Source organism: Enterobacter sp. MGH 24, assembly GCF_000493015.1.
Classification (GTDB): Bacteria; Pseudomonadota; Gammaproteobacteria; order Enterobacterales; family Enterobacteriaceae; genus Enterobacter.
Genome location: NZ_KI535657.1, coordinates 30,369 through 55,115 on the forward strand (window position 1 = coordinate 30,369; position 24,747 = coordinate 55,115).

The 24,747-nt window shown below is 56.6% G+C and carries 26 protein-coding genes, 1 tRNA gene and 1 other RNA gene; 11 read left to right on the plus strand and 17 right to left on the minus strand.

Translation table 11 applies throughout. The features are described from left to right. Positions 1-76 precede the first annotated feature (76 nt). Together L370_RS21540 and L370_RS22345 are read left to right on the plus strand one after the other, a co-directional pair. A tRNA-Lys gene (locus tag L370_RS21540) sits at positions 77-152 on the plus strand. 26 nt (positions 153-178) lie between these two features. Continuing rightward, positions 179-307: non-coding RNA, RtT sRNA (locus L370_RS22345), on the plus strand. A gap of 43 nt (positions 308-350) precedes the next feature. On the opposite strand, the gene L370_RS21535 is transcribed toward L370_RS22345, so the two are convergent. From L370_RS21535 to xapA, 3 genes are all read right to left on the minus strand, one after another. Next, entirely contained in the window at positions 351-1,235 is an 885-nt protein-coding gene (locus tag L370_RS21535) for a LysR family transcriptional regulator (protein WP_023332945.1), read from the minus strand. Between the two features lie 67 nt (positions 1,236-1,302). Beyond that, on the minus strand, positions 1,303-2,559 hold the full coding sequence (locus tag L370_RS21530) for a nucleoside permease (RefSeq protein WP_023332946.1): 1,257 nt from the start codon (positions 2,557-2,559) through the stop codon (positions 1,303-1,305). A gap of 51 nt (positions 2,560-2,610) precedes the next feature. Then, entirely contained in the window at positions 2,611-3,435 is an 825-nt protein-coding gene (xapA, locus tag L370_RS21525; protein ID WP_023332947.1) for a xanthosine phosphorylase, read from the minus strand. A 206-nt stretch (positions 3,436-3,641) separates the two neighbouring features. Between xapA and L370_RS21520 the strand changes: the two genes are divergently transcribed. Next, the gene (locus tag L370_RS21520) at positions 3,642-3,980 is read left to right on the plus strand and encodes a FlxA-like family protein (protein ID WP_023332948.1); all 339 of its coding nucleotides are present in this window, start codon (positions 3,642-3,644) and stop codon (positions 3,978-3,980) included. Here L370_RS21520 and L370_RS21515 read toward each other — a convergent pair. Continuing rightward, complete coding sequence (locus tag L370_RS21515; RefSeq protein ID WP_032666646.1) at positions 3,977-4,912, minus strand: LysR family transcriptional regulator; 936 nt, start codon at positions 4,910-4,912, stop codon at positions 3,977-3,979. The genes L370_RS21520 and L370_RS21515 overlap by 4 nt on opposite strands. Before the next feature lie 89 nt (positions 4,913-5,001). Here L370_RS21515 and L370_RS21510 point away from each other — a divergent pair, with 89 nt between their 5' ends. After that, positions 5,002-5,997, plus strand: coding sequence for a bile acid:sodium symporter family protein (locus L370_RS21510; protein WP_023332950.1), 996 nt, complete (start codon positions 5,002-5,004; stop codon positions 5,995-5,997). Here L370_RS21510 and L370_RS21505 read toward each other — a convergent pair. The 3 genes from L370_RS21505 to zipA all read right to left on the minus strand — a co-directional run bounded on the left by L370_RS21505 (position 5,994) and on the right by zipA (position 9,273). Further along, positions 5,994-6,209: a DUF3820 family protein gene (locus L370_RS21505; protein WP_003861328.1), complete on the minus strand. Its 216-nt coding sequence runs from the start codon at positions 6,207-6,209 to the stop codon at positions 5,994-5,996. The two genes, L370_RS21510 and L370_RS21505, sit on opposite strands and share 4 nt — an antisense overlap. A gap of 1 nt (position 6,210) precedes the next feature. Further along, positions 6,211-8,226, minus strand: coding sequence for an NAD-dependent DNA ligase LigA (gene ligA / locus L370_RS21500; RefSeq protein WP_032643533.1), 2,016 nt, complete (start codon positions 8,224-8,226; stop codon positions 6,211-6,213). 69 nt (positions 8,227-8,295) lie between these two features. Continuing rightward, the gene (gene zipA, locus L370_RS21495) at positions 8,296-9,273 is read right to left on the minus strand and encodes a cell division protein ZipA (RefSeq protein WP_023332952.1); all 978 of its coding nucleotides are present in this window, start codon (positions 9,271-9,273) and stop codon (positions 8,296-8,298) included. Between the two features lie 230 nt (positions 9,274-9,503). Between zipA and cysZ the strand changes: the two genes are divergently transcribed. The 5 genes from cysZ to crr all read left to right on the plus strand — a co-directional run bounded on the left by cysZ (position 9,504) and on the right by crr (position 14,297). Further along, a complete protein-coding gene (gene cysZ, locus L370_RS21490; RefSeq protein WP_023332953.1) occupies positions 9,504-10,265 on the plus strand; it encodes a sulfate transporter CysZ in 762 nt (253 codons plus the stop codon). A 163-nt stretch (positions 10,266-10,428) separates the two neighbouring features. Beyond that, on the plus strand, positions 10,429-11,400 hold the full coding sequence (gene cysK / locus L370_RS21485) for a cysteine synthase A (RefSeq protein WP_014884739.1): 972 nt from the start codon (positions 10,429-10,431) through the stop codon (positions 11,398-11,400). A 317-nt stretch (positions 11,401-11,717) separates the two neighbouring features. After that, a complete protein-coding gene (gene ptsH / locus L370_RS21480; protein ID WP_000487600.1) occupies positions 11,718-11,975 on the plus strand; it encodes a phosphocarrier protein Hpr in 258 nt (85 codons plus the stop codon). A 44-nt stretch (positions 11,976-12,019) separates the two neighbouring features. After that, positions 12,020-13,747, plus strand: a complete 1,728-nt coding sequence (gene ptsI / locus L370_RS21475; RefSeq protein ID WP_023332954.1) for a phosphoenolpyruvate-protein phosphotransferase PtsI — start codon at positions 12,020-12,022, stop codon at positions 13,745-13,747. 40 nt (positions 13,748-13,787) lie between these two features. After that, complete coding sequence (gene crr, locus L370_RS21470) at positions 13,788-14,297, plus strand: PTS glucose transporter subunit IIA (protein ID WP_003861316.1); 510 nt, start codon at positions 13,788-13,790, stop codon at positions 14,295-14,297. A gap of 44 nt (positions 14,298-14,341) precedes the next feature. Here crr and pdxK read toward each other — a convergent pair whose 3' ends face one another. From pdxK to L370_RS21420, 10 genes are all read right to left on the minus strand, one after another. After that, complete coding sequence (gene pdxK, locus L370_RS21465) at positions 14,342-15,178, minus strand: pyridoxine/pyridoxal/pyridoxamine kinase (RefSeq protein ID WP_023332955.1); 837 nt, start codon at positions 15,176-15,178, stop codon at positions 14,342-14,344. A 5-nt stretch (positions 15,179-15,183) separates the two neighbouring features. Further along, positions 15,184-16,095, minus strand: coding sequence for a cysteine synthase CysM (cysM, locus tag L370_RS21460; RefSeq protein WP_023332956.1), 912 nt, complete (start codon positions 16,093-16,095; stop codon positions 15,184-15,186). A gap of 113 nt (positions 16,096-16,208) precedes the next feature. Next, positions 16,209-17,303: a sulfate/thiosulfate ABC transporter ATP-binding protein CysA gene (gene cysA / locus L370_RS21455; RefSeq protein WP_008501607.1), complete on the minus strand. Its 1,095-nt coding sequence runs from the start codon at positions 17,301-17,303 to the stop codon at positions 16,209-16,211. Next, a complete protein-coding gene (gene cysW / locus L370_RS21450) occupies positions 17,293-18,168 on the minus strand; it encodes a sulfate/thiosulfate ABC transporter permease CysW (protein WP_023332957.1) in 876 nt (291 codons plus the stop codon). The genes cysA and cysW overlap by 11 nt, the downstream gene beginning before the upstream one ends. Then, positions 18,168-19,001 carry a sulfate/thiosulfate ABC transporter permease CysT gene (cysT, locus tag L370_RS21445; protein WP_004123378.1) on the minus strand — a complete coding sequence of 278 codons (834 nt, stop codon included), beginning with the start codon at positions 18,999-19,001 and terminating at the stop codon, positions 18,168-18,170. Before cysT ends, cysW begins: the two co-directional genes overlap by 1 nt. Next, on the minus strand, positions 19,001-20,014 hold the full coding sequence (locus tag L370_RS21440) for a sulfate ABC transporter substrate-binding protein (protein ID WP_023332958.1): 1,014 nt from the start codon (positions 20,012-20,014) through the stop codon (positions 19,001-19,003). Before L370_RS21440 ends, cysT begins: the two co-directional genes overlap by 1 nt. Positions 20,015-20,190: 176 nt before the next feature. Continuing rightward, the gene (locus L370_RS21435; protein WP_023332959.1) at positions 20,191-21,090 is read right to left on the minus strand and encodes a Dyp-type peroxidase; all 900 of its coding nucleotides are present in this window, start codon (positions 21,088-21,090) and stop codon (positions 20,191-20,193) included. Positions 21,091-21,182: 92 nt separating this feature from the next. Next, positions 21,183-21,758: an RpoE-regulated lipoprotein gene (locus tag L370_RS21430; protein WP_023332960.1), complete on the minus strand. Its 576-nt coding sequence runs from the start codon at positions 21,756-21,758 to the stop codon at positions 21,183-21,185. Between the two features lie 63 nt (positions 21,759-21,821). After that, the gene (locus L370_RS21425) at positions 21,822-22,271 is read right to left on the minus strand and encodes a DUF2919 domain-containing protein (RefSeq protein WP_023332961.1); all 450 of its coding nucleotides are present in this window, start codon (positions 22,269-22,271) and stop codon (positions 21,822-21,824) included. Then, positions 22,258-22,683, minus strand: coding sequence for a GNAT family acetyltransferase (locus L370_RS21420; protein ID WP_023332962.1), 426 nt, complete (start codon positions 22,681-22,683; stop codon positions 22,258-22,260). The genes L370_RS21425 and L370_RS21420 overlap by 14 nt, the downstream gene beginning before the upstream one ends. Positions 22,684-22,895: 212 nt before the next feature. On the opposite strand from L370_RS21420, the gene amiA reads away from it, so the two are divergent. Together amiA and hemF are read left to right on the plus strand one after the other, a co-directional pair. Next, positions 22,896-23,771, plus strand: coding sequence for an N-acetylmuramoyl-L-alanine amidase AmiA (gene amiA, locus L370_RS21415; protein WP_023332963.1), 876 nt, complete (start codon positions 22,896-22,898; stop codon positions 23,769-23,771). Further along, on the plus strand, positions 23,771-24,670 hold the full coding sequence (hemF, locus tag L370_RS21410; protein ID WP_023332964.1) for an oxygen-dependent coproporphyrinogen oxidase: 900 nt from the start codon (positions 23,771-23,773) through the stop codon (positions 24,668-24,670). The genes amiA and hemF overlap by 1 nt, the downstream gene beginning before the upstream one ends. The last annotated feature ends 77 nt before the right edge of the window (positions 24,671-24,747 follow it).

The following is a 24,747-nucleotide window of genomic DNA, read 5'->3' on the forward strand; positions in this document are numbered from 1 at the left end:
GATTAGCTCAGTTGGTAGAGCATCTCCTTTACACGGAGGGGGTCGGCGGTTCGAGCCCGTCATCGCCCACCATTTCGGGTCGTTAGCTCAGTTGGTAGAGCAGTTGACTTTTAATCAATTGGTCGCAGGTTCGAATCCTGCACGACCCACCAATGTAAAAAGGCGCCCTAAAGGCGCCTTTTTGCTATCTGCGATCTGGATGATTCGAACCTGCAGCAGGTTCGAGCCGAACGCAGTGAGGCACCGGAGCCGTTTACGGCGACGGCCCGAAGGGCGAGCGAAGCGAGTCATCCTGCACGACCCACCAATGTAGAAAGGCGCCCTAAAGGCGCCTTTTTGCTATCTACGATTTACATCGTTAGTGTTGCAATCAGCGTCTTCACCGCTGGCGTCGCCTGCTTCTCGTCATACACCACATATAAATCTGCCGGTATACGCTCTTTCAGCGGGCGGAATACCACACCCGGCCACTGCATTTGCGCGTAGCTGTCTGCGGCGAGCGTGATCCCCATGCCCATGCTGATCATCGCCAGCACCGTTTGCGGTTCAACGGCTTCGCGCACAATCATCGGCGAAAACCCGGCCTGCTGGCAGACGCGATGTAAAAATGCCCAGTCAGAATGGGCCGAAGGCATCGTGACAAAATACTCATCCTGCAATTCTTCGAGCGCAATGGAATGCTCCCTGACCAGCCGGTGATCTTCCGGCATTGCCACCAGAAAACCCGCCTCACGCAATCGCAGGCTGGTAAACCCCGCGGTAGGTTCCGTTGCCATTCGCCAGATGCCAACATCCAGTTCCCGGCGCTCAAGCAGCGCCATCTGCATTACCGGCGATTTTTCGCGAAACACAACATCAACATTCGGATGCTCTTTCAGGAAAGCGCGCATGACCGTGCGCACCTCACTCCACATGGCGGTGCCCACAATCCCCAGCTCAATACGCCCTGCCTCACCCCTGCCAATTTGCTCGACGCGAGCCAGAGCCTGGTTTGCGCTGGCGAGCAGCCGGCGTGACTCTTCCATCAGCACTTTACCGGCATGCGTCAACGCGACGCTCCGCGAGTGGCGAATAAAAAGTAACGTGCCCAGCTGACTTTCCAGTTCTTTAATATGCAGGCTTAACGGCGGCTGAGACATGTTGAGACGGGCCGCAGCCCGTCCAAAATGCAGTTCCTCCGCCACGGCCAGAAAATAACGCAGCAGCTTGAGATCGGTCCGATAGACGCGTTCCATCAAAACATATCCTGGCGAAAACACTTATGCGCCTACCTTAAAGCCTTTCAGCGTGCGGAGGGAAAATTTAGTGCGCAACTGTGCGCATCCCGCTGTTTTTACAGGTGTGGCGGTCGTTAAAGCTGAAGTAAAAGACTACCGCGAGCGCCAGGGCATAGGCCGCAAACACCAGCCAGATCGTCTGCCAGTCCTTCACCCCGCCCACCGAGAAATAATCCACTGCCATACCGCTCAATACCGAACCGAAATACGCCCCGATACCGTTAACGGTCGTCATAAACAACCCTTGCGCGCTGGCGCGGATATCGGCGCTGACCTCCTGTTCAACAAATACCGAGCCTGAAATATTGAAGAAGTCGAACGCGCAGCCGTAGACAATCATTGAGAGCATGAGCAGCACAAAGCCCGTTGCGGACGGATCGCCAAAGGCAAATAGCCCGAACCGCAGCATCCAGGCCACCATGCTCATCAGCATGACGGTTTTAATGCCAAATCGTCCAAGGAAGTACGGAATGGTCAGAATGAAGAACACCTCAGACATTTGCGAAACGGAGAGCAGGATGGACGGGTATTTGACGATAAAGCTCTCTGCATACGCCGGATTACGCGCAAAATCATGCAGGAAGGGGCTGCCAAACGTGTTGGTTATCTGCAGCACGGCGCCCAGCAGCATCGCGAATAAAAAGAACACTGCCATGCGGGGCTGTTTAAACAGGATAAACGCATTGAGGCCCAGCTTGCTTGCCAGAGACGAAGACGTTTTTGTCTTTGCAACCGGAATGGCCGGTAGCGTCAGAGAGTAGAGCGCCAGCAGCAGGGACGCGGCAGCCGCTATATAGAGCTGCACGTTGCTCAGCTCCGCCCCCATCAGGCTTATGGCCCACATCGCGGCAATAAAGCCCACGGTGCCATACACCCGCACTCGCGGAAAATGGCTCACCGTATCCAGCCCTGCCTGTTCAAGACAGGAGTAGGAAATGGTGTTCGACAGCGCAATCGTGGGCATGAAGGCCATCGCATTCACCAGCTTGACCCAGAACATCAGCCCGGGCTCATTGACCTGCGCGGCATAGCAGAGCGCGACGGCGCAGACGAGGTGGCAAATCACGTAGGCACGGTCGGCCCGCAGCCACTTGTCGGCAATAATCCCCACCAGCGAAGGCATAACGATCGCGGCAAGTCCTTTAGAGCTGTACACCATGCCCACGTCGGAGCCGGTAAAGTGTAGGGTGTTAATCATGTAAGCGCCGAGGGTAACCAGCCAGCTCCCCCAGATAAAATATTGCATAAAGGACATCATCTTTAAGCGAGTCGTGATGTTCATAACCCATTCCTTATAGCAGTGTGGCCCTCGCGGGCCACTTTATTGTTTTACTCAGGCAATATGGCGAAGAAAACCGCAGATAAGATTGATGAAGTTCTGGCGGGAGAGCTCGGCGGCGGCAAGGGTTTGTTCATGCGAGAGTTTGACCTCACCCAGACCTTCGGCGAGGTTGGTAATTGCAGAAACGGCCACGACCTTCAGGCCGCAGTGGCGCGCGGAAATCACTTCCGGTACCACGGACATCCCCACTACATCGCCGCCGATAATCTGCATCATGCGGATCTCGGCCGCCGTCTCGAAGTTCGGGCCGGGATAAGAGACAAACACCCCTTCATGCAGCGGGAAGCCTTCTTTCGTTGCCACGGTTTGCAGAACGGCACGGTAATCCGCGTCGTAAGCATTGGCCAGAGAGAAGAAACGATCGCCAAAGCGCTCATCGTTCAGCCCCACCATCGGCGTGCCCGGCATAGTGTTGATATGATCGCTCAGGGCAACCAGGCTTCCTGGCTGAACCTCCGGGCGCAGCGAGCCCGCCGCATTGGTGCTAAACAGCAGCTCGCATCCCAGCAGCGCAAAGGTGCGGATCGCATCGGTCATGATGGTCATCCCGCGTCCTTCATAGAAATGGCCGCGCCCCTTCATGCAGGCCACAGGCACCCCGGCCAGATGCCCGAGCACCAGCTCGCCGGCATGCCCATGCACGGTGCTCACCGGAAACCCCGGCAGCTTTTCGTAGCTCAGGGAAACGGCGTCATCAATCTGGTCGGCGAGCGCGCCCAGGCCAGAGCCGAGAATAAACGCCACGCGAGGCGTGAAGTTCGGCTTAGCGGCACGAATGATGTCGGCGCAGTACCACGGGTTATTCGAGAGGGTCATAGAGGCTCCTTAAGGATTAAGATCGCGATAGCGGGAATCGCATGACTTACGTCTTATATCCCCAGCCTGCGGGTGGCCTCCAATACACTTTCACCGCACCATCAATACTGATTGTGTATTGATGCAACTCCCTGCCAGATATGGCAGTTTTGCTCAAGCTAATCCCATCGGTGCCGATACCTCTGTTTTATACGCGAGGAAAAAGTATGACGACCATTCAGGCTTCAACCCAACAGATTCAAACCAGCGGCGCGAGTGGAACTTCGAGCAGTAACGATATCTCTGCACAAATCACCCGCATTCTCGACAAGATCAAAAAGCTGACTCAGCAGTTAAAAGAACTGGCAAACAGTCCCGTCAGCACCGATGAGAAGAAGAAGCAGCAGGAACTTATTCAGACCCAGATCAAAGTGCTGCAGGCGCAGCTCGCCGCACTGCAGCGCCAGCAGGCCGAAGAGGCCCAGAAGAAGCAGGATCAAAAGCTGGGCAAAGTGGAAGGGGTGAACAGCCCGTCAGACGCTAATCAGATTGATATCTACATCTAATCTTCTGACGCGTTAAACAGTGGGTCGCGTATGCGGGCTTCGGTTAATCGTTGTGCCTGGATACGCACCACTTCCCAGATAGCCTGCGCCGCCCCTGAGAGTGAGCGATTTTTTCGCCGCACCAGCATCAGCTTTCGCTCAACAACGGGCGTTAATCGCCTGACGGCCAGCCGGCTTCCCTGCGGCAGGGGAAGCGCCAGGGCGGGCAAGACGCTGATGCCAATGCCGGCCTCCACCATTGGAAACAGCGTCGCCGGGTGACCAATCTCCTGCACGATAGCAGCCTTTACCCCCTGATTCACCAGCGCGGAATCAATCAGCGGACGGCTGCCCGAGGCATAATCCTGTAAAACCAGGTTCGCGCCCGTCAGGCACTGCCAGCTGACCACCGGCAACGTGGCCAGCGGATCGTCATCACGGCAGAGCAGCAAAAAGGGCTCAGAAAGTACGCTTTCGCACGCCAGATCGCTCACCTGACCGGGATCGATAACAATACCAAAATCTACATCCCCCTGGCGGATGCTCTCCAGCACCCACTGTTGCGGCCTGTCATGCAGTACAAAATCAATATCCGGGTAGCGATGACTTCCCTCGGCAATACACTGCGGGATAAGGTGCGCAGAGATCGTCTGACTGGCTGCGACGCGCACGGTCCCCGAAAGCTGCTGCCCCAGCCTCCCCACGTCTCTGAGCGTGCTGTTCAGCTCATCCAGCAGCCGTTCGAGGCGCAGGGCCAGCTGCTGCCCTGCTTCGGTCAACACCACTTCGCGCGTGGTGCGGTCAAGCAACTTCACCCCGGTCTGATTCTCCAGCTCTTTCACGCTGTGGCTGACCGCCGACTGGCTCAGGCCGATGATATCCCCTGCCCTGCTAAAGCTGCGGGCATGGGCAACGGTGACGAAAATACGAAGCTGACGTAAGGAGTAATTCATCTGTTTCATTCATGAATGGATGCAATAAATCAATTTTATTTCTCAAATGGAAAAAAGCACAATAGCGATATCTGATTTCAGGAGTCATTATGAAACTGTTTCGTATCCTTGATCCGTTCACGCTTACCCTGGTGGTCACCGTTTTACTGGCCTCCTTCTTCCCCGCACGCGGCGGTTTTGTCCCGTTCTTTGAAGGACTCACCACGGCGGCCATCGCGTTACTGTTCTTCATGCACGGCGCCAAACTTTCCCGTGAAGCAATCATTGCAGGCGGTGGTCACTGGCGACTGCACCTGTGGGTGATGTGCAGCACGTTTATTCTGTTCCCGATCCTCGGCGTGCTGTTTGCCTGGTGGGCACCGGTAAACGTCGATCCGGCCCTTTATACGGGTTTCCTCTATCTGTGCATTCTGCCCGCGACCGTGCAGTCCGCCATTGCGTTTACCTCGCTGGCTGGCGGCAACGTAGCGGCGGCGGTATGTTCAGCATCCGCGTCCAGCCTGTTGGGAATTTTCGTCTCCCCGTTGCTGGTAGGCCTGCTGATGAACATGCACGGTGCGGAAGGTAACCTTGAGCAGGTCGGCAAAATCTGTCTGCAGCTGCTGCTGCCGTTTGTGCTGGGGCATCTTTCCCGACCGTGGACCGGCGCGTTTGTGGCGAAGCATAAAAAATGGATTTCAAAAACCGACCAGACCTCGATTCTGCTGGTGGTTTACTCCGCCTTTAGCGAAGCGGTCGTGAACGGGATCTGGCACAAGGTGGGCGCAGGCTCGCTGCTGTTTATCGTGGTGGTCAGCATCGTCCTGCTGGCGATTGTGATTGCGGTAAACGTCTTTGTGGCACGCAGGTGCGGCTTCAACAAAGCGGATGAAATCACGATTGTGTTCTGCGGTTCGAAGAAGAGCCTGGCGAACGGCATCCCGATGGCCAACATTCTGTTCCCGACCTCGGTGATCGGGATGATGGTGCTACCGCTGATGATTTTCCATCAGATCCAGCTGATGGTCTGCGCGGTGCTGGCGCGTCGCTACAAGCGCCAGACCGAGAAGCTGGCGCAGGAAGAGACCCGCGCCGCGAAGGCTTAAGGACGTTTCAGGGGCTGAACCAGCTGGGTCAGCCCCTCGGTTTTGATCAGTAACGTGATAGCCATCAGCTCGCCCAGCCGCCCGGCCGGGAATTCATCCTTACGGGCAAACCACAGCAGATACTCCTCCGGCAAATCAATCAGTCTGCGGCCCTTGTATTTACCGAACGGCATCTCGGTATTGGCGATCTCAACGAGCTGCTCTTTCTCCACGTTACTCTCCTAACAGACGCATCATTTCCGCTTCGTCGATAACCGCAATACCGAGCTCCTGGGCTTTTGCCAGCTTCGAACCCGCCGCTTCCCCGGCGATCACCAGGTCGGTTTTCTTCGACACGCTGCCCGCCACTTTGGCCCCCAGCGCCACCAGACGGGCTTTGGCATCGTCGCGTGAAAGCTGGCTCAGGCTGCCGGTCAGCACTACCGTTTTACCGGCGAACGGGCTGTCGATCTCTTCGGCGTTAACCACCACCGGCGCGGGCCACCTGATGCCCTCTTCCAGCAGTTTGCCGATGACTTCACGGTTGCTCTCTTCGGCGAAGAAGTTAAAGACGTGCGTGGCGACGACGATGCCGACATCCGGAACTTTCTGCAGCTCGTCGATGCTTGCCTTTTCCAGCGCCTCCAGCGTACCAAAGTACGCCGCCAGGCCCGCGGCCGTCGCCTCACCCACTTCACGAATGCCCAGCGCGTAAAGGAAGCGGGCGAAGGTGGTCTCTTTGGCGGCTTCCAGCGCGTTTACCACGTTCTGGGCTGACTTTGGCCCCATACGATCCAGGCCGGTCAGTTTACCTGCCGTCAGCCTGAAGAGATCCGCCGGCGTGTGGACATACTCTTTCTCAACCAGCTGATCGATAATTTTATCGCCCATGCCGTCGACGTCCATCGCCCGACGGGAGACGAAGTGCTTCAGCGACTCTTTACGCTGAGCGCCACAGATTAAGCCGCCCGTACAGCGCGCCACCGCTTCACCTTCCACACGTTCAACGTCAGATCCACACACCGGGCAGTGGGTCGGGAAGACGATCTCGCGCGTATCGGCAGGACGTTCAGACTCCACGACGTTAACCACCTGCGGAATAACGTCGCCCGCGCGGCGAATCACCACTTTGTCACCAATGCGCAGGCCCAGGCGTTCGATTTCATCGGCGTTATGCAGGGTGGCATTACTCACCAGCACGCCCGCCACCTGCACGGGCTCCAGACGGGCAACCGGGGTAATGGCCCCCGTACGGCCGACCTGGAACTCGACGTCGCGAACGAAGGTCATCTGCTCCTGAGCAGGGAACTTAAACGCCACCGCCCAGCGCGGCGCGCGCGCCACAAAGCCCAGCTGCTCCTGCAGCGCCAGTGAATTCACCTTGATGACGACGCCATCAATATCAAACCCGAGCGTCGGACGGTCCTCTTCCACTTTGTGGTAGAACGCCAGCACCGCTTCCGGCGAGTCGCAGAGCTGGACGCGGTTGCTCACCGGCAGGCCCCACGCTTTAAACTGCAGCAGACGCCCGAGGTGGGTGTCCGGCAGCTCGCCGCCCTCAAGAATACCGACGCCGTAGCAGAAGAAAGTCAGCGGTCGCTTCGCGGTGATACGCGGGTCGAGCTGGCGCAGAGAGCCTGCTGCCGCATTACGCGGGTTCGCAAACACCTTCCCGCCGGTGCGACGCGCCTCTTCGTTAATTTTCTCGAAGCCCGCCTGGGGCAGGAACACTTCGCCGCGCACTTCCAGACGCGCGGGAATATTGTCGCCCTGCAGCTTCAGCGGGATCGCGCGGATGGTGCGCACGTTGGTGGTGATATCTTCACCCGTCGTACCGTCGCCACGCGTCGCGGCACGCACCAGCACGCCGTTTTCGTAGAGAAGGCTGACCGCCAGGCCATCCAGCTTGAGCTCGCAGCACCATGTGAGGGAGTCGCTGCTTTTCAGGCGATCCTGCACGCGCTTGTTAAACGCCAGAAAGCTCTCTTCATCGAAGACGTTATCCAGCGACAGCATCGGCACCTCATGGCGCACCTGGCTAAACGCCCCCAGCGGCTCAGCGCCGACGCGCTGGGTGGGGGAGTCCGGCGTGATGAGCTCCGGATGCTGCGCCTCTAATTCGCGCAGCTCGCGCATCAGGCGGTCATATTCCGCGTCCGGGACTTCCGGCGCGTCCATAACATGATAGAGGTATTCATGATGGCGAAGCGTGGTTCGCAGTTCAGTGAGTTGTTGTTCGATTGAGTCCATATCGCACCATCAATGAGAAAAAACCCCCGACAGGCGGGGGTTGAGGAGGAGTCGAAGTAAACGCGACGATTACGCGTTAGCTTCCTTAACTTCGCGGATGCGGTCCTGATACTCGCGCAGCTTCTGCGGGGTCATCATTCGACGCTGATCGTCGAGCACCACGCCGCCGACTTCGTCCGCGATGTGCTGAGCGGACTGCAGCATCAGCTTAAAGTTTTGCAGTTCGTCGCCGTAGGACGGCACCTGCATAAAGATAGTCACGCCCGGGGTAACGAAATCACCGGTCATTTCCGGATCAAAGGTGCCAGGGTTAACCATGTTGGCCAGGCTGAACAGCGCCGGGCCGCTACCGTCAGGGCTCAGGTGGCGATGGAAAATGTTCATATCGCCAAACTTGAAGCCTGCCTGTTGAATACTGTTAAGCAGCACGTCACCGTTGAGATGGCTACCGTGATGCGCGGCCACGTTCATGATGATCACCGCTTCTTTACGCTGCGGTTTTTCAACAACCGGCTCTGGCTCGACAACGGGCTCAGGCTCAACGTGCGGGGCCGGAGCGGGCTGAGGCGCAGGCTGCACGTGAACAGGCTGCTGCGGCTGTTGTACCGGCTGAGCAGGCTGTTGCTGCACGGGCTGCTGTACCGGTTGCTGTTGAACCGGCTGGGCAGGCTGCTGATAGACAGGCTGTTGCGGCGGCTGGCGCACCGGCTCTTCCACAGGCTGCGGCGCTGGCTGGCGCGGCTGTGCAGAAGCATACGGCGGTTGATACTGGTGCTGCGAAGGACGAGGCGCTTCATGCTCCCCATGGCCTGCGCCGGGCGCAGTATTGACCCGATGAACACGAACTTCACCCACGCCGTCGTCATCGCTGCCGTCGATGTCATCTTCACTGTCATCGTCGTCACGACTGGACTTCATGCGCTTCAGTGGGCGATCGCGAAACATCGAGGAACGCTCTTTACGGCTGGTCCAGAAACCATGTACCAGTAAAGCGATTATGGCGATCGCGCCAACAATGATTAATATCAGACGCAAATCCTGCATCATTATATTCTCTGTTGTTCTAACACCTTGCCACCACGGCAAACATTTACTCACTAAGAGTATTTGCCGTTTACGTCAAGTGCAAGTGTGTGCAGAGCATTCACAGCATAAAGATGAAGGAAATCGTGCTTTTTGCTGGTTTTTCGAACATTTCCGAACTGGTCATTGCTCCGTAAGTGGATAATATAGGCGGGCAATTCCACTGGTTGTGTAAAAAGGAGTACAGCCTGTCTATGGTTTCAACATCTTCTTCTCCCCCGCGCAGCGGCGTCTGGTATTTTTCTCAGGGCTGGAAACTGGTCTCCCTGCCGGGGATTCGACGCTTCGTGATTCTGCCGCTGTTGATCAACATTATTCTGATGGGCGGTGCGTTCTGGTGGCTGTTCACAAAGCTGGAGAGCTGGATCCCGTCGCTAATGAGCCATGTGCCGAACTGGCTTCAGTGGCTTAACTACCTGCTCTGGCCGGTGGCGGTGATCTCCGTGCTGCTGGTATTTGGGTACTTCTTTTCGACGATTGCCAACTGGATAGCCGCACCGTTTAACGGTCTGCTGGCGGAACAGCTGGAAGCGCGGCTTACTGGCGCGACGCCGCCGGACACGGGCGTGCTGGGGATCATGAAAGATCTGCCACGCATCATGAAGCGCGAGTGGCAGAAGTTTGCCTGGTACCTGCCCCGCACGATTGTGCTGCTTATCCTCTATTTTGTGCCAGGCATTGGCCAGACGGTGGCACCGGTGCTGTGGTTCCTGTTCAGCGCCTGGATGCTGGCCATCCAGTACTGCGATTATCCGTTCGATAACCACAAGGTGCCGTTTAAAACGATGCGCACCGCCCTGCGCAGCCAGAAGGTCGCCAATATGCAGTTTGGCGCACTGACCAGCCTGTTCACCATGATTCCCTTCCTGAATCTGTTCATCATGCCTGTCGCCGTCTGCGGCGCGACGGCGATGTGGGTCGACTGCTACCGTGCTAAGCACGCGTTATGGAAATAATGCAAAAATGTGTAAAGCAGGGGTGGCTTATGCCGCCCCTTATTCCATACTGATCCCCATTATTTCCTTGCAGTATATAGATATGCGAATTCCTTACTTCCCCCTACCTGCTTAGCAGGTATGCTGGGTCGGTATCCCAATTTCATACAGTTAAGGACAGGCCATGAGTAAGATTTATGAAGACAACTCGCTGACTATCGGTCATACGCCCCTGGTTCGACTGAACCGTATCGGTAATGGACGCATTCTGGCGAAGGTCGAATCACGTAACCCGAGCTTCAGCGTAAAATGCCGTATCGGTGCAAACATGATTTGGGATGCTGAAAAACGTGGCGTACTGAAGCCAGGCGTTGAGCTGGTGGAACCGACCAGCGGCAATACCGGTATCGCTCTGGCCTATGTGGCTGCCGCGCGCGGCTACAAATTAACGCTGACCATGCCAGAGACCATGAGCATCGAGCGTCGTAAGCTGCTCAAAGCGCTGGGCGCGAACCTCGTTCTGACCGAAGGCGCGAAGGGCATGAAAGGTGCCATTCAGAAAGCAGAAGAGATTGTGGCCAGCGATCCGGCGAAATATCTGCTGCTGCAGCAGTTCAGCAACCCGGCTAACCCGGAAATTCACGAGAAGACCACCGGTCCGGAAATCTGGGAAGATACCGACGGCCAGGTTGACGTCTTTATCTCCGGCGTGGGTACCGGCGGTACGCTGACCGGCGTGTCACGCTATATTAAAGGCACCAAAGGTAAAAAAGACCTGATCACCGTTGCCGTGGAGCCGACTGACTCACCGGTTATCACCCAGGCACTGGCGGGTGAAGAGCTTAAACCAGGCCCGCATAAAATCCAGGGTATTGGCGCAGGCTTTATTCCGGGCAACCTGGATCTGAAGCTGATCGATAAAGTGGTTACTATCACTAACGAAGAAGCCATCTCTACCGCGCGTCGCCTGATGGATGAAGAAGGCATTCTGGCGGGTATCTCTTCCGGTGCGGCCGTTGCGGCAGCGCTCAAACTTCAGGAAGATGAAGCCTTTACCAATAAGAATATTGTGGTTATCCTTCCTTCCTCGGGTGAGCGTTACTTGAGCACCGCACTGTTTGCCGATCTGTTTACCGAAAAAGAGCTGCAACAGTAGTGCCAGCATGTTAATAACGCGTAAAAAAGCACCTTTTCAGGTGCTTTTTTGTGGCCTGCTTCAAACTTTTGCCCCTCCTGGCATTGCTTCACCCCGTTGGGTCTGGTATTTAAACCAGCAATTATTTTGATGCGTGAAATTAATCAGTGAACGAAATAGCCTTGCTGAATCGATTTTATGATTTGGTTCAAGTCTTGCTTTCGCTGCATAATGTTTAATGACGATCGAAACGTCAGCGCTAACAATACAGGCTAAAGTTCAGTCGCCAGGCTAGACTTTAGTTCCACAACACTAAACCTATAAGTTGGGGAAATACAATGTTCCAGCAAGAAGTTACCATTACCGCTCCGAACGGTCTGCACACCCGCCCTGCTGCTCAGTTTGTTAAAGAAGCAAAAGGCTTCACTTCTGAAATCACTGTGACTTCCAACGGCAAAAGCGCGAGCGCAAAAAGCCTGTTCAAACTGCAGACTCTGGGCCTGACTCAGGGCACCGTTGTCACCATCTCTGCAGAAGGTGAAGACGAGCAGAAAGCAGTTGAGCATCTGGTAAAACTGATGGCTGAGCTCGAGTAAGTTTCCGGGTTCTTTTAAATATCAGTCACAAGTAAGGTAGGGTTATGATTTCAGGCATTTTAGCATCCCCGGGTATCGCTTTCGGCAAAGCACTGCTGCTGAAAGAAGACGAGATCGTCATCGACCGGAAAAAAATTTCTGCCGACAAGGTTGATCAGGAAGTTGAACGTTTTCTGAGCGGTCGTGCCAAGGCATCTGCGCAACTGGAAGCAATCAAAACTAAAGCTGGCGAAACTTTCGGTGAAGAAAAAGAAGCCATCTTCGAAGGGCACATCATGCTGCTCGAAGATGAGGAGCTGGAGCAGGAAATCATAGCCCTGATTAAAGATAAAGGCATGACGGCCGACGCGGCTGCGCATGAAGTTATCGAAGGTCAGGCAACTGCCCTGGAAGAACTGGATGATGAATACCTGAAAGAGCGTGCGGCTGACGTACGTGACATCGGTAAGCGCCTGCTGCGCAACATCCTGGGTCTGGCCATCATCGACCTGAGCGCGATTCAGGATGAAGTGATCCTGGTTGCCGCTGACCTCACCCCGTCTGAAACTGCACAGCTGAACCTGAAAAAGGTCCTCGGTTTCATCACCGACGCGGGCGGCCGTACCTCCCACACCTCAATCATGGCGCGCTCTCTGGAACTGCCTGCCATCGTGGGTACCGGTAGCGTCACCTCTCAGGTGAAAAACGGCGACTATCTGATTCTGGATGCCGTAAACAATCTGGTTTACGTCAATCCAACCAATGAAGAGATCGATAAACTGCGCGCGGTTCAGGAGCAGGTTGCGACTGAAAAAGCGGAACTCGCTAAGCTGAAAGACCTGCCGGCCATCACCCTGGACGGTCATCAGGTAGAAGTGTGCGCAAACATCGGTACCGTCCGCGACGTTGATGGCGCTGAGCGCAACGGTGCGGAAGGCGTAGGTCTCTATCGTACAGAATTCCTGTTCATGGACCGCGACGCGCTGCCAACGGAAGAAGAGCAGTTTGCTGCCTATAAAGCCGTGGCTGAAGCGTGTGGCTCTCAGGCGGTTATCGTCCGTACCATGGACATCGGTGGCGACAAAGAGCTGCCGTACATGAACTTCCCGAAAGAAGAGAACCCGTTCCTGGGCTGGCGTGCAATCCGTATCGCCATGGATCGTAAAGAGATCCTGCGTGACCAGGTTCGCGCGATCCTGCGTGCCTCTGCTTTCGGTAAACTGCGCATCATGTTCCCGATGATCATCTCTGTTGAAGAAGTGCGTGCACTGAAGAAAGAGATCGAAATCTACAAACAGGAACTGCGCGACGAAGGTAAAGCGTTTGACGAGTCAATCGAGATCGGCGTGATGGTGGAAACACCTGCGGCGGCGACCATTGCGCGTCATTTAGCCAAAGAAGTTGATTTCTTTAGTATCGGCACCAATGATTTAACGCAGTACACCCTGGCAGTTGACCGTGGTAATGATATGATTTCACATCTCTACCAGCCAATGTCACCGTCCGTACTGAACTTGATCAAGCAAGTTATTGATGCTTCTCATGCAGAAGGTAAATGGACTGGCATGTGTGGTGAGCTTGCAGGCGACGAACGTGCTACACTTCTGTTGCTGGGTATGGGTCTGGACGAATTCTCTATGAGCGCCATTTCCATCCCGCGCATTAAGAAGATTATCCGTAACACGAACTTCGAAGATGCGAAGGTGTTAGCAGAGCAGGCTCTTGCTCAACCGACAACGGACGAGTTAATGACGCTGGTTAACAAGTTCATTGAAGAAAAAACAATCTGCTAATCCACGAGATGCGGCCCAAATTACTGCTTAGGAGAAGATCATGGGTTTGTTCGATAAACTGAAATCTCTGGTTTCTGATGATAAGAAAGACTCCGGAACTATTGAGATTGTTGCTCCGCTCTCCGGCGAGATCGTCAACATCGAAGACGTGCCGGATGTAGTGTTTGCTGAGAAAATCGTTGGTGATGGCATTGCTATCAAACCAACTGGCAACAAAATGGTTGCTCCAGTTGACGGCACCATCGGTAAAATTTTTGAAACCAACCATGCGTTCTCTATCGAATCCGATAGCGGTATCGAACTGTTCGTTCACTTCGGTATCGACACCGTTGAACTGAAAGGCGAAGGCTTCAAACGTATCGCGGAAGAAGGCCAGCGTGTTAAAGTTGGCGACCCGGTGATTGAATTCGATCTGCCACTGCTGGAAGAAAAAGCCAAGTCTACCCTGACGCCGGTTGTTATCTCCAACATGGACGAAATCAAAGAACTGATCAAACTGTCTGGCAGCGTCACCGTGGGTGAAACCCCGGTTATCCGCATCAAGAAGTAATTCTTGCCGCACAGAAAAATGGCGCCTTCGGGCGCCATTTTTGTTTATGCGGGGAGGATAAGCTCGTCGTAGCCTTTCGACTGCGTATACAGCATCACGTCGGTCACCCGATCGCCCGCCATGCGAATCGCATCGGCAACGGTTTTTCCCTCAACAATTCCGCTCACCAGCTCTGAACAGAACAGGTCGCCCGTCCCTTTCAGATCGGTTTCTACGCGCGGATGCGCGCTGACGGTCACGCCTTCATTCGTCACCAGCACCACGTGGATGTTTTCCGGGTCATCGGCCACCGGCGCGCTGGTGATCGCCACCCATTTCAGACTGTCGGAGAGCAGTCCCTGCGCCGCCGCGATGGCGCTTTCGGGCGTGCGGCAGGGTTTGCCGCTTAACACTTCCAGCTCATAGACGTTTGGCGTGATCCCCTGCGCCAGCGGCAGCAGGTGCTCCCGATACGCCTGCGGGATCTCGGGCTTCACGTACATACCGCTGTCGATATCGCCGATAACCGGGTCGACCAGCACGAGCAGGTCAGGATGCTGCGCTTTGACCGCCTTCAGCCACTGAGCCAGCAGAACGATCTGGCTGGCGCTGCCCATATAGCCAGTGGTCACCGCCTTAAGCTCGCGCAGTATCTCACGCTCTTCCAGCGCCTTAAGGTAGCCGCTGAACCACTCGTCGGGGATCACTCCACCATAAAACGTGTCGTAGTGCGGTGTGTTGCTAAACAGTACCGTCGGCACGGCGGTAACGTTCAGCCTGTGGGTACGAATATTCGGTACCGCAATGCTGTTCCCCACGCTGCCGTAAACCACCTGCGACTGCACGGCGACAATGTCGGTTTGCTGCGCCCGGGTATTATCCCGGAATAGAATCATCTCCATGACGCTTAAATCCCCGCCCCCTGCGAATAACTCTCTTCACCAAAGACGCCGGTAGACAGATAGCGATCGCCGCGATCGCAAATAATCGCCACCACTACGGCACCCGGGTTTGCCTGCGCTACCCGAATCGCACCCGCTACCGCGCCGCCCGAGCTGACCCCGCAGAAGATACCTTCGCGCACGGCCAGCTCACGCATGGTATTTTCCGCCTCGCGCTGGTGAAGATCCAGCACCTGGTCCACAAGCTGCGCATTAAAGATGCCGGGCATATACTCCGCCGGCCAGCGGCGAATACCCGGAATGCTGCTCCCCTCTTCCGGCTGGAGGCCAACGATGGTGACGGCTTTTTCCTGCTCGCGCAGAAAACGCGATACGCCGGTAATGGTGCCGGTGGTGCCCATGCTGGAGACAAAATGGGTGATACGCCCGTCGGTTTGCTGCCAGATTTCCGGGCCGGTGGTGGTGTAGTGCGCGTACGGGTTGTCCGGGTTGTTGAACTGATCGAGCAGTTTACCTTCACCGCGCTCGGCCATTTCTAACGCTAAGTCGCGTGCGCCTTCCATTCCCTGCTCTTTAGTCACCAGAATCAGCTCCGCCCCGTAGGCACGCATCGCGGCGCGGCGCTCCTGACTCATGTTGTCCGGCATCAGCAGCTTCATGCGGTAGCCTTTCAGCGCGGCAATCATCGCCAGGGCGATACCGGTGTTGCCGCTGGTGGCCTCAATCAGCACGTCGCCTGGCTTTATCTCGCCGCGTTTTTCGGCCTGGACAATCATCGACAGCGCCGCGCGGTCTTTCACCGACCCCGCCGGGTTATTGCCTTCGAGTTTGACCCAGATTTCACTGCCGTTGTCTGGCCCCATGCGCTGAAGCTTGACCAGAGGAGTGTTGCCGATGGTGTTTTCTAATGTATTCATGATCGCCGTCCAATAAAAAGCCCGGTGGCGCTTCGCTTACCGGGCCTACAGACGTCATATTGTAGGCCGGGTAAGCGCAGCGCCACCCGGCAAAACTACGTAATCCTAACCTATCAGGCTGACTCCGCCAGAGCAATATCCTCGCGCGTCTCGATGCGCTCCTTCCCGTGATAAATACGGGCATGCTGCAGCCCGACAAACAGGCGCTCACCCCGGTGCGGCGGCACGTCGTCGCGCATGACCACGGTCAGCGGCTCGGTATACCAGCCCAGCGGCTGTACCACCAATTGGGTGTAGTGACCTTTAGGGCTAGCTTCCAGCACCTGCACCGGCAGCGGTGAATCCAGGCTGGTACGGCGGCTCACGTCCACTTCCCACGGACGCAGGAACAGATCGACCGGCCCCTGGTGCGCGGAGGTATAGCCCAGCGGCCAGCGGTGCGCGCCAACGTGGAACTGTCCACCGCGAATGGTGCCCTGCAGACGGTTCACCTCGCCCATAAACTCCAGCACGAAGCGGGTCGCCGGTTCACGCCAGAGCTGCTCCGGTTCGTCAACCTGCTCAATGTTGCCCTGGCTCATGACCACCACGCGATCCGCGACTTCCATCGCCTCTTCCTGATCGTGGGTCACGAAGACGCTGGTGAACTTCAGCTCTTCATGCAGCTGGCGCAGCCAGCGGCGCAGCTCTTTACGCACCTGCGCATCCAGCGCGCCGAAGGGTTCATCCAGCAAAAGAATTTGCGGCTCAACGGCCAGCGCGCGCGCCAGCGCCACGCGCTGTTTCTGCCCGCCGGACAGCTGGGCCGGGAAACGGTCCGCCAGGTGAGCCAGCTGCACCATCTCCAGCAGCTTGGTCACTTTCGCCTTAATGGTTGCCGCATCCGGGCGCTCGCGACGCGGCAGCACGGTCAGGCCAAACGCGATGTTGTCGAACACGGTCATGTGGCGGAACAGCGCGTAATGCTGGAACACAAAACCTACTTTACGATCGCGGGCGTGCAGGCGGCTCACGTCGGTGCCGTGAAAGCGGATGTGCCCGCTGGTCTGATGCTCAAGCCCGGCGATAATACGCAGCAGCGTGGTTTTACCCGAGCCAGACGGCCCCAGCAGCGCCACCATTTGTCCGGAAGGGATATCCAGCGAGATATCATTCAGCACCTGGGTGCGACCAAAAGACTTCTTAATATTGGCAATCTCAATGCTCATGATTTCCCTCCTGATGCTGACGTTTTTCCTGATTTTCTAAACGCCACTGCACCACACTCTTCAAAAACAGGGTCAAAATGGCCATCAGCGTCAGCAACGCTGCGGCAGTAAACGAGCCGATGGTGTTGTAGTCCTGCTGCAGCAGCTCAATCTGTAGCGGCAGCGACAGGGTTTCACCCCGGATGGAGCCAGAGACGACGGACACGGCGCCGAACTCACCAATCGCGCGGGCGTTGGTCAGCACTACGCCGTAAAGCAGCGCCCAGCGAATGTTCGGCAGCGTCACGCGACGGAACATCTGCCAGCCCGACGCGCCAAGCAGCACCGCCGCTTCGTCTTCGTTGCTCCCCTGACTTAACATCACCGGCACCAGCTCACGCACCACAAACGGACAGGTCACGAAGATGGTGACCAGCACCATGCCCGGCCAGGCGAACATGATCTGCAGGTTATGCTCGTCCAGCCAGCCGCCCAATGGGCCGTTGGAGCCGTAAAAGAGCAGGTACACGAGACCCGCCACCACCGGCGATACGGCGAAAGGAATGTCCAGCAGGGTCAGCAGCAGCTGACGTCCCGGGAAGTTGAAGCGGGTCACCAGCCAGGCCAACAGGGTCCCGAACACGAGGTTCACCGGCACGGTGATCAACGCAATCAGCACGGTCAGCCAGATGGCATGCAGCATATCCGGGTTCGCCAGGTTTTCCAGCGCGGGCATCAGGCCCTTGCTGAACGCCTGAACGAAGATATAAATCGTCGGCACGACGAGGATGAGGCCGGAAACCAGCACGCCCACGCCAATCAGAAACCATTTGCCCCAGTTAATGCGGGGTGCATCGTATCGCTTCAATTGCGTAACTTCCGCCATCAGTGACCTACCACACGTCGACCAAAGCGACTTTGCAGAGTGTTAATCGAGTACAGCAGCAGCAGCGAGGCCGCCAGGATCACCGAGGCAATGGCGCTCGCCGCCGGATAATCAAACTCCTGCAAACGGATAAAAATCATCAGCGAGGTGACTTCTGTTTTCCAGGCGATGTTCCCGGCGATAAAAATCACCGCGCCGAACTCACCGAGGCTGCGGGTAAACGACAGCGCAACGCCCGCCATCAGCGCCGGAGAGAGTTCCGGCAGAACCACCTTACGGAAGCTCTGCCAGCGCGTGGCACCCAGCGTTTCCGCCGCTTCTTCGTATTCCGGACCCAACTCTTCCAGCACCGGCTGCACGGTACGAACCACAAACGGGATGCTGGTAAAGGCCATCGCCACCGCGATACCGAGCCAGGTGTAGGTCACTTTGATATCAAATTTCGCCAGCCACTCGCCGTACAGCCCGTTCACGGAGAAGAGCGACGCGAGGGTTAAGCCTGCCACCGCCGTCGGCAGCGCAAACGGCAGATCCATCAGAGCGTCAAGCAGCGTGCGGCCCGGGAAGCGATAGCGGGTTAAGATCCACGCCATCAGCAGGCCAAACACGCCGTTAAAAATGGAGGCGACAAACGCCGACAGCAGCGTCACCTTATAGGCCGCCACCACCTGCGGGTTGGTGACCACGTCCCAGTACTGCGCCCAGCTCATCTGAGCAAGCTGCATCACCAGCGCGCTGAGGGGCAACAGCAGGATCAGGCAGACGAACAGCAGGCTGGTCCCGAGGCTTAAGGTAAAGCCCGGCAGCACGCGTTTTGTCGAAACAGCAAACATCACTTATGCCCCGCCGCCAGCAGTTTGTCTAACTCACCGCCGCTGGCAAAATGCGTTTTCATCACATCAGGCCAGGAGCCGAAATGATCTTCCACGCGGAACAAATCGGTCTGCGGGAACTTATCTTTCAGCTTGTTCATCACGTCCGGGTTATTCACGCGATAGTAATAATCGGTAATGATGGTCTGCGCCTGCGGACTGTACAGGTAGTTGAGATAGGCTTTTGCCGCTTTCTCGGTACCGTTTGCCTGCACGTTTTTATCCACCCACGCCACCGGGAACTCGGCCAGGATGTTGGTTTTCGGGATAACGACCTCAAAGCCCTGCGCTTCATACTGTTTACGGATGTTATTCACTTCCGATTCAAAGCTGATCAGCACATCGCCGAGACCGCGTTCTGCGAAGGTCGTGGTCGCCCCACGGCCGCCGGTATCAAACACTTCGACGTTTTTCAGGAACTGGGTCATGAACTGCTCGGTTTTGGCTTTATCGTTACCGTCAGCCTTGTCCGCCGCGCCCCATGCAGCTAAATAGGTATAACGCGCGTTACCGGAGGTTTTTGGGTTCGGGAAAATCAGCTTCACGTCGGAACGCACCAGGTCGCTCCAGTCGTGGATATTCTTCGGGTTGCCCTTACGCACCAGGAAGCCCATGGTGGAATAGAACGGGGAGCTGTTGTTTGGCAGTCGGCTCTGCCAGTCCGCTGGGATCAGCTTGCCTTTGTCGTGCAGGATCTGCACGTCAGTCACCTGGTTGTAGGTCACCACATCCGCTTTCAGGCCCTGCAAAATCGCCAGCGCCTGCTTGGACGACCCGGCGTGGGACTGTTTAATAGTCAGCTTATCGCCGTTGTTTTCTTTCGCCCACTGCTGTTCAAACGGTGGATTAAGGGCGGCAAACAGCTCGCGGGAGACGTCATACGAACTGTTTAACAGTTCCGTCGCCTGCGCCTGTGCCACCAGCAGTAAACCTGCCAGCGCCAGAGTTCCTTTTTTCAGTACAGTAACGGCCATTGCGTACCCTTATAAATGTGATGACTATCTTATAGTCATAATATTTATAACGGGGATGAAAGGAGTAACGGTTTTATATACCGTTTGGTGATTTAGAAGCAGAAAAGGGAATAAGGGGGCTGGGAAAATTGCCGGGTGGCGCTAACGCTTACCCGGCCTACCTATGGAGAGCGATTTTACAGCGCCAGCAGACGCTCAACGGACGGCGCAAAGTAGTAGCCGCCGGTCACCGGTTTGGTGAAGCGCAGCATGGCGTCACGCTTGCCGTCGGTATCACCGAACATGCTCAGCAGCTGCTGCTCAATGTTATACAGGCGCGCGCAGTAGGCGCAGAAGTAAAGGCCGTGCGTGCCGCTTGCCGTGCCGTACGGCAGGCTCTGGCGAACAATCTTCAGCCCTTTGCCATCTTCTTTCAGGTCAACGCGGGTCAGGTGAGAGGTAACCGGACGGTCGTCGCCGTCGATCTCTTCGTTGGCTTCTTTAGTACGACCAATCATCATCTCCTGGTCGTGCACGCTCATGCGGTTAAGCTGCTTGAGGTTGTGCTCCCAGCGCTGCACGAACACGTAGCTGCCGCCTGCGTCCACGCCGTCTTTAATCACCGCCACGTCGCGACGAACTTCCTCACCCGCCGGGTTTTCCGTCCCGTCGACGAAGCCGCTCAGATCGCGTTCTTCGACCCAGCGGAAGCCGTGAACCTCTTCCTGCACCTCAATGCTGTCGCCAAAAGCCGCTACTGCCGCCTGGGCAACGGAAAAGTTCACGTCGTGACGCAGGGAGAGAATGTGGATCAGCACGTCGTATTGGGTCGCCGGAGCCAGACCTTTGCCGTAAGGGATGAAGTCTTTCAGCTCTTCCGCCCCTTCGCCGCCGCTCAGCTGACGCCAGACGTTATTGCCGAAGGCAACAACGGCGCCGAGGTGGGCCTCCGGGAATTTAGCCTGGAAGGTTGCCAGCTTATCAACAAACGCTTTACTGGCCGCACGCAGGGCATCCACGTCCCCTTTAACATTGGCTTCAATCCAAATCGCCGCGCGGCAATGTTCTGGCAAAATGCCACTCTGAACCTGAGACATCGCTCCTCCTGAAATAAAGATGCCACGTCAGCGTGGCATTGATGGCGGGTATTATACCCGGATTTCAGCGAGGCGGTTTGTTCAGGCGCAAATTACTGCTGCCAGACTATTTTGCTCACTTTCCAGTTCTTGAGCGTGTCGTCAGACGGCATCAGACCTTCCGGACCGCTCCAGGTTCCGGTGAAGACATAGCTGATGTGCTGGCTGCCTTCAGCCTTACATTCCACCGCGACCTTGTCGTCAGACGGCACGCTGGTGCAGTTTCCAAAAGCCTGCTTATAAAGTTCGCTAAACGGCGTACCCACCTTCACACCGCTCGCCGTCGGAATATCTTCATCCATCACAGCGATACGGTTTACGGTGCCTTTGTCACCGTTGATCACCAGCGCCAGCTTGTCGCCCTTCAGCGCTTCGTAATAGCGAACAATATTGCCATTCTCCGTTTTCATGCCGCTGCGCAGGCGATAATCACTGCCGATGGCATCCTGAATGGCATCCTGATCCAGTGCCGTCGAGGCGGTGATTTTCCCCACGCCCTGCTCGGTCACTTCCGTTGATGAGCCGAACCAGTTCCACGGATACGCGGCGGACCAGTTAATGGAGGAGAGCGTCGAACATCCGGTCAACGCCAGCGGGAGAGCGCATAAAAGTAAACGCAGCGATTTCATTGAAACGTCCTTTCTTGTTAAATCAACGCTTGTTGGAGTGCGGCATCGGCAAAAAGTGCCGGATTAATCATCCTGATGCGCAAAACAGGCGCGAAGACGCGGGTTGGTCAGCAGCCACAGCAGGGCCACAATATCGGCAACCACCAGCGCAACGCCGGTGCCCGTCAGCGGTTCACCGTACCACCAGAGTACCGGCTGCCAGAAGAGCAGCGCAACCTGGGCGAGGATCAGCAGCCAGCGAAGCGCGCGCCAAAAACGGGGGATCGCCTGCCGTCGTCCGCTGCATAAAAAAGCGACCACCGCCGGTACGCCCGGCAGCAAGCCGAGCCAGAAGGCGTCATGATCGGGATAAAAGAGATTCAGCAGCGTGTCGCCCTGCCCGCGCGACGCGGCGGCCATCACAAACAGCACCCAGGTCCGGGCCTGCAGCAGCAAAACGCACCAGAATAAAAAGGGCAGCCTGACGCGGCCCTGCGCGTCATAGTCTGCCGGGTGGATCTCAGTACTCTTCATCTTCGATCAGACGCTTTCCTAAACTCAGCACGTCAGAATGCTCGTAACCCAGACGCTCATACATGCCCAGCACCACGTCGTTATCTTCCCGCACCATGATCTGGATTTTTGGGCAGCCGCGGGCGATAAGCTTCTTCTCGAGCCGGTTCAGCAGCGCATTGGCAATGCCGCGGCCACGGTATTCCGGGTGGACGCCCAGATAATAGGCCGAGCCGCGGTGGCCGTCGTAACCGCCCATCACCGTTCCCACGACCACGCCATTGACTTCCGCGACCAGAAACAGACTGACGTCGTGGTTCACCTTACGTTCGATATCCATTTCCGGATCGTTCCACGGACGCAGCAGATCGCAGCGCTCCCAAAGGGTGATCACCTCTTCGAAATCTTCCTGGCGAAAAACGCGTATCTCCATGGTATTAACCGCCTTTTCGGGTTTAAAAACAGTGATTATGGCGCGAAGCACGCCTTTAGCCAATAACCGGGGAAAATCTCGCCAAAATTTGGCATAATGTCACTTTGTCACGTATTGAAATGAAAAGTAAAACAATTCTCAATATGGACTGTCGTAACGGGAAACACGATACGATATAACACCAGGACCCCTTTTTTTAGTATTCAGGCCGCATGAGCACATTCAAACCATTAAAAGCACTCACATCGCGTCGTCAGGTTCTCAAAGCGGGGCTGGCGGCCTTAACGTTAACGGGCATCGCAAAGCAGGCTCAGGCGAAAGACGAGAGCACGCTCAAAACCAGTAACGGACACAGCAAACCGAAAACCAAAAGGCCGGGCGCGAAGCGTCTGGTGATGCTCGACCCGGGCCACGGCGGTATTGATACCGGCGCCATCGGCAAAAACGGGTCGAAAGAAAAACACGTCGTGCTGGCGATTGCAAAAAATGTGCGGGCGATTTTACGCAGCAACGGCATTGACGCCCGTCTGACGCGCTCTGGCGACACCTTTATTCCACTGTATGATCGCGTAGAGATCGCCCACCAGCATGGGGCGGATCTGTTTATGTCGATTCACGCGGACGGCTTTACCAACCCTTCCGCGGCCGGCGCCTCGGTGTTTGCGCTTTCCAACCGCGGCGCCAGTAGCGCCATGGCAAAATACCTCTCCGACCGCGAAAACCGGGCGGATGAAGTCGCCGGGAAGAAAGCCACCGACAAAGATCATCTGCTGCAGCAGGTGCTGTTCGACCTCGTGCAGACGGATACGATCAAAAACAGCCTGACGCTCGGCTCGCATATTCTGAAGAAGATTAAGCCCGTGCATCGCCTGCACAGCAGGAGCACCGAACAGGCAGCATTTGTAGTGCTGAAATCACCGTCCATCCCGTCCGTGCTGGTGGAAACCTCCTTCATTACCAACCCGGAAGAAGAGCGACTGCTCGGCACCACGGCGTTTCGTCAGAAGATCGCCAACGCCATCGCCTCCGGCATTATCAGCTACTTCAACTGGTTCGATAACCAGAAAGCGCACTCCAGGAAACGTTGATGAAACCCGATGCTCAACTGGTAAAAACCTTCCTGCTGCAGCTGCAGGATGAGATCTGCCAGAAACTGGCCGCCGCAGACGGCGGTGAATTTCAGGAAGATAGCTGGCAGCGCGAGGCCGGGGGCGGCGGGCGCAGCCGCGTGCTGCGAAACGGCGGCATCTTCGAACAGGCGGGCGTCAATTTTTCCCACGTGCACGGCGACGCCATGCCCGCATCGGCGACGGCGCACCGTCCTGAGCTGGCGGGCCGCAGCTTCGAAGCGATGGGCGTCTCGCTGGTGGTGCATCCGCACAACCCGTTTGTGCCCACCAGCCACGCCAACGTGCGCTTTTTCATTGCGGAAAAACCGGGGGCCGATCCGGTCTGGTGGTTCGGCGGCGGTTTCGACTTAACGCCCTACTACGGCTTTGAAGAAGATGCCGTGCACTGGCACACCACCGCGCGGGATCTTTGCCTGCCGTTTGGCGAAGACGTCTATCCGAAATTTAAAAAGTGGTGCGACGACTACTTTTACCTGAAGCACCGCGACGAGCAGCGCGGCATCGGCGGGCTGTTCTTTGACGATCTCAATACGCCTGATTTTGATACCGCATTCAGCTTTATGCGCGCGGTGGGTGAAGGCTATACCGACGCGTATCTTCCCATCGTCGAGCGCCGTAAAAACACTGACTACGGCGTGCGCGAGCGTGAGTTCCAGCTTTACCGCCGCGGGCGCTACGTGGAGTTCAACCTGGTGTGGGATCGCGGGACGCTGTTCGGCCTGCAGACCGGCGGGCGCACGGAGTCAATTCTGATGTCGATGCCGCCGCTGGTGCGCTGGGAGTACTGCTACGAACCAAAAGAAGGCAGCCCGGAGGCTGCCTTGAGGGAGTTTATTCAGGTTCGGGACTGGGTTTAACTGCCGGATGGCGCTGCGCTTATCCGTCCTGGTCAACCCGTAGGTCGGGTAAGCGAACGCGCCACCCGACACGCAGC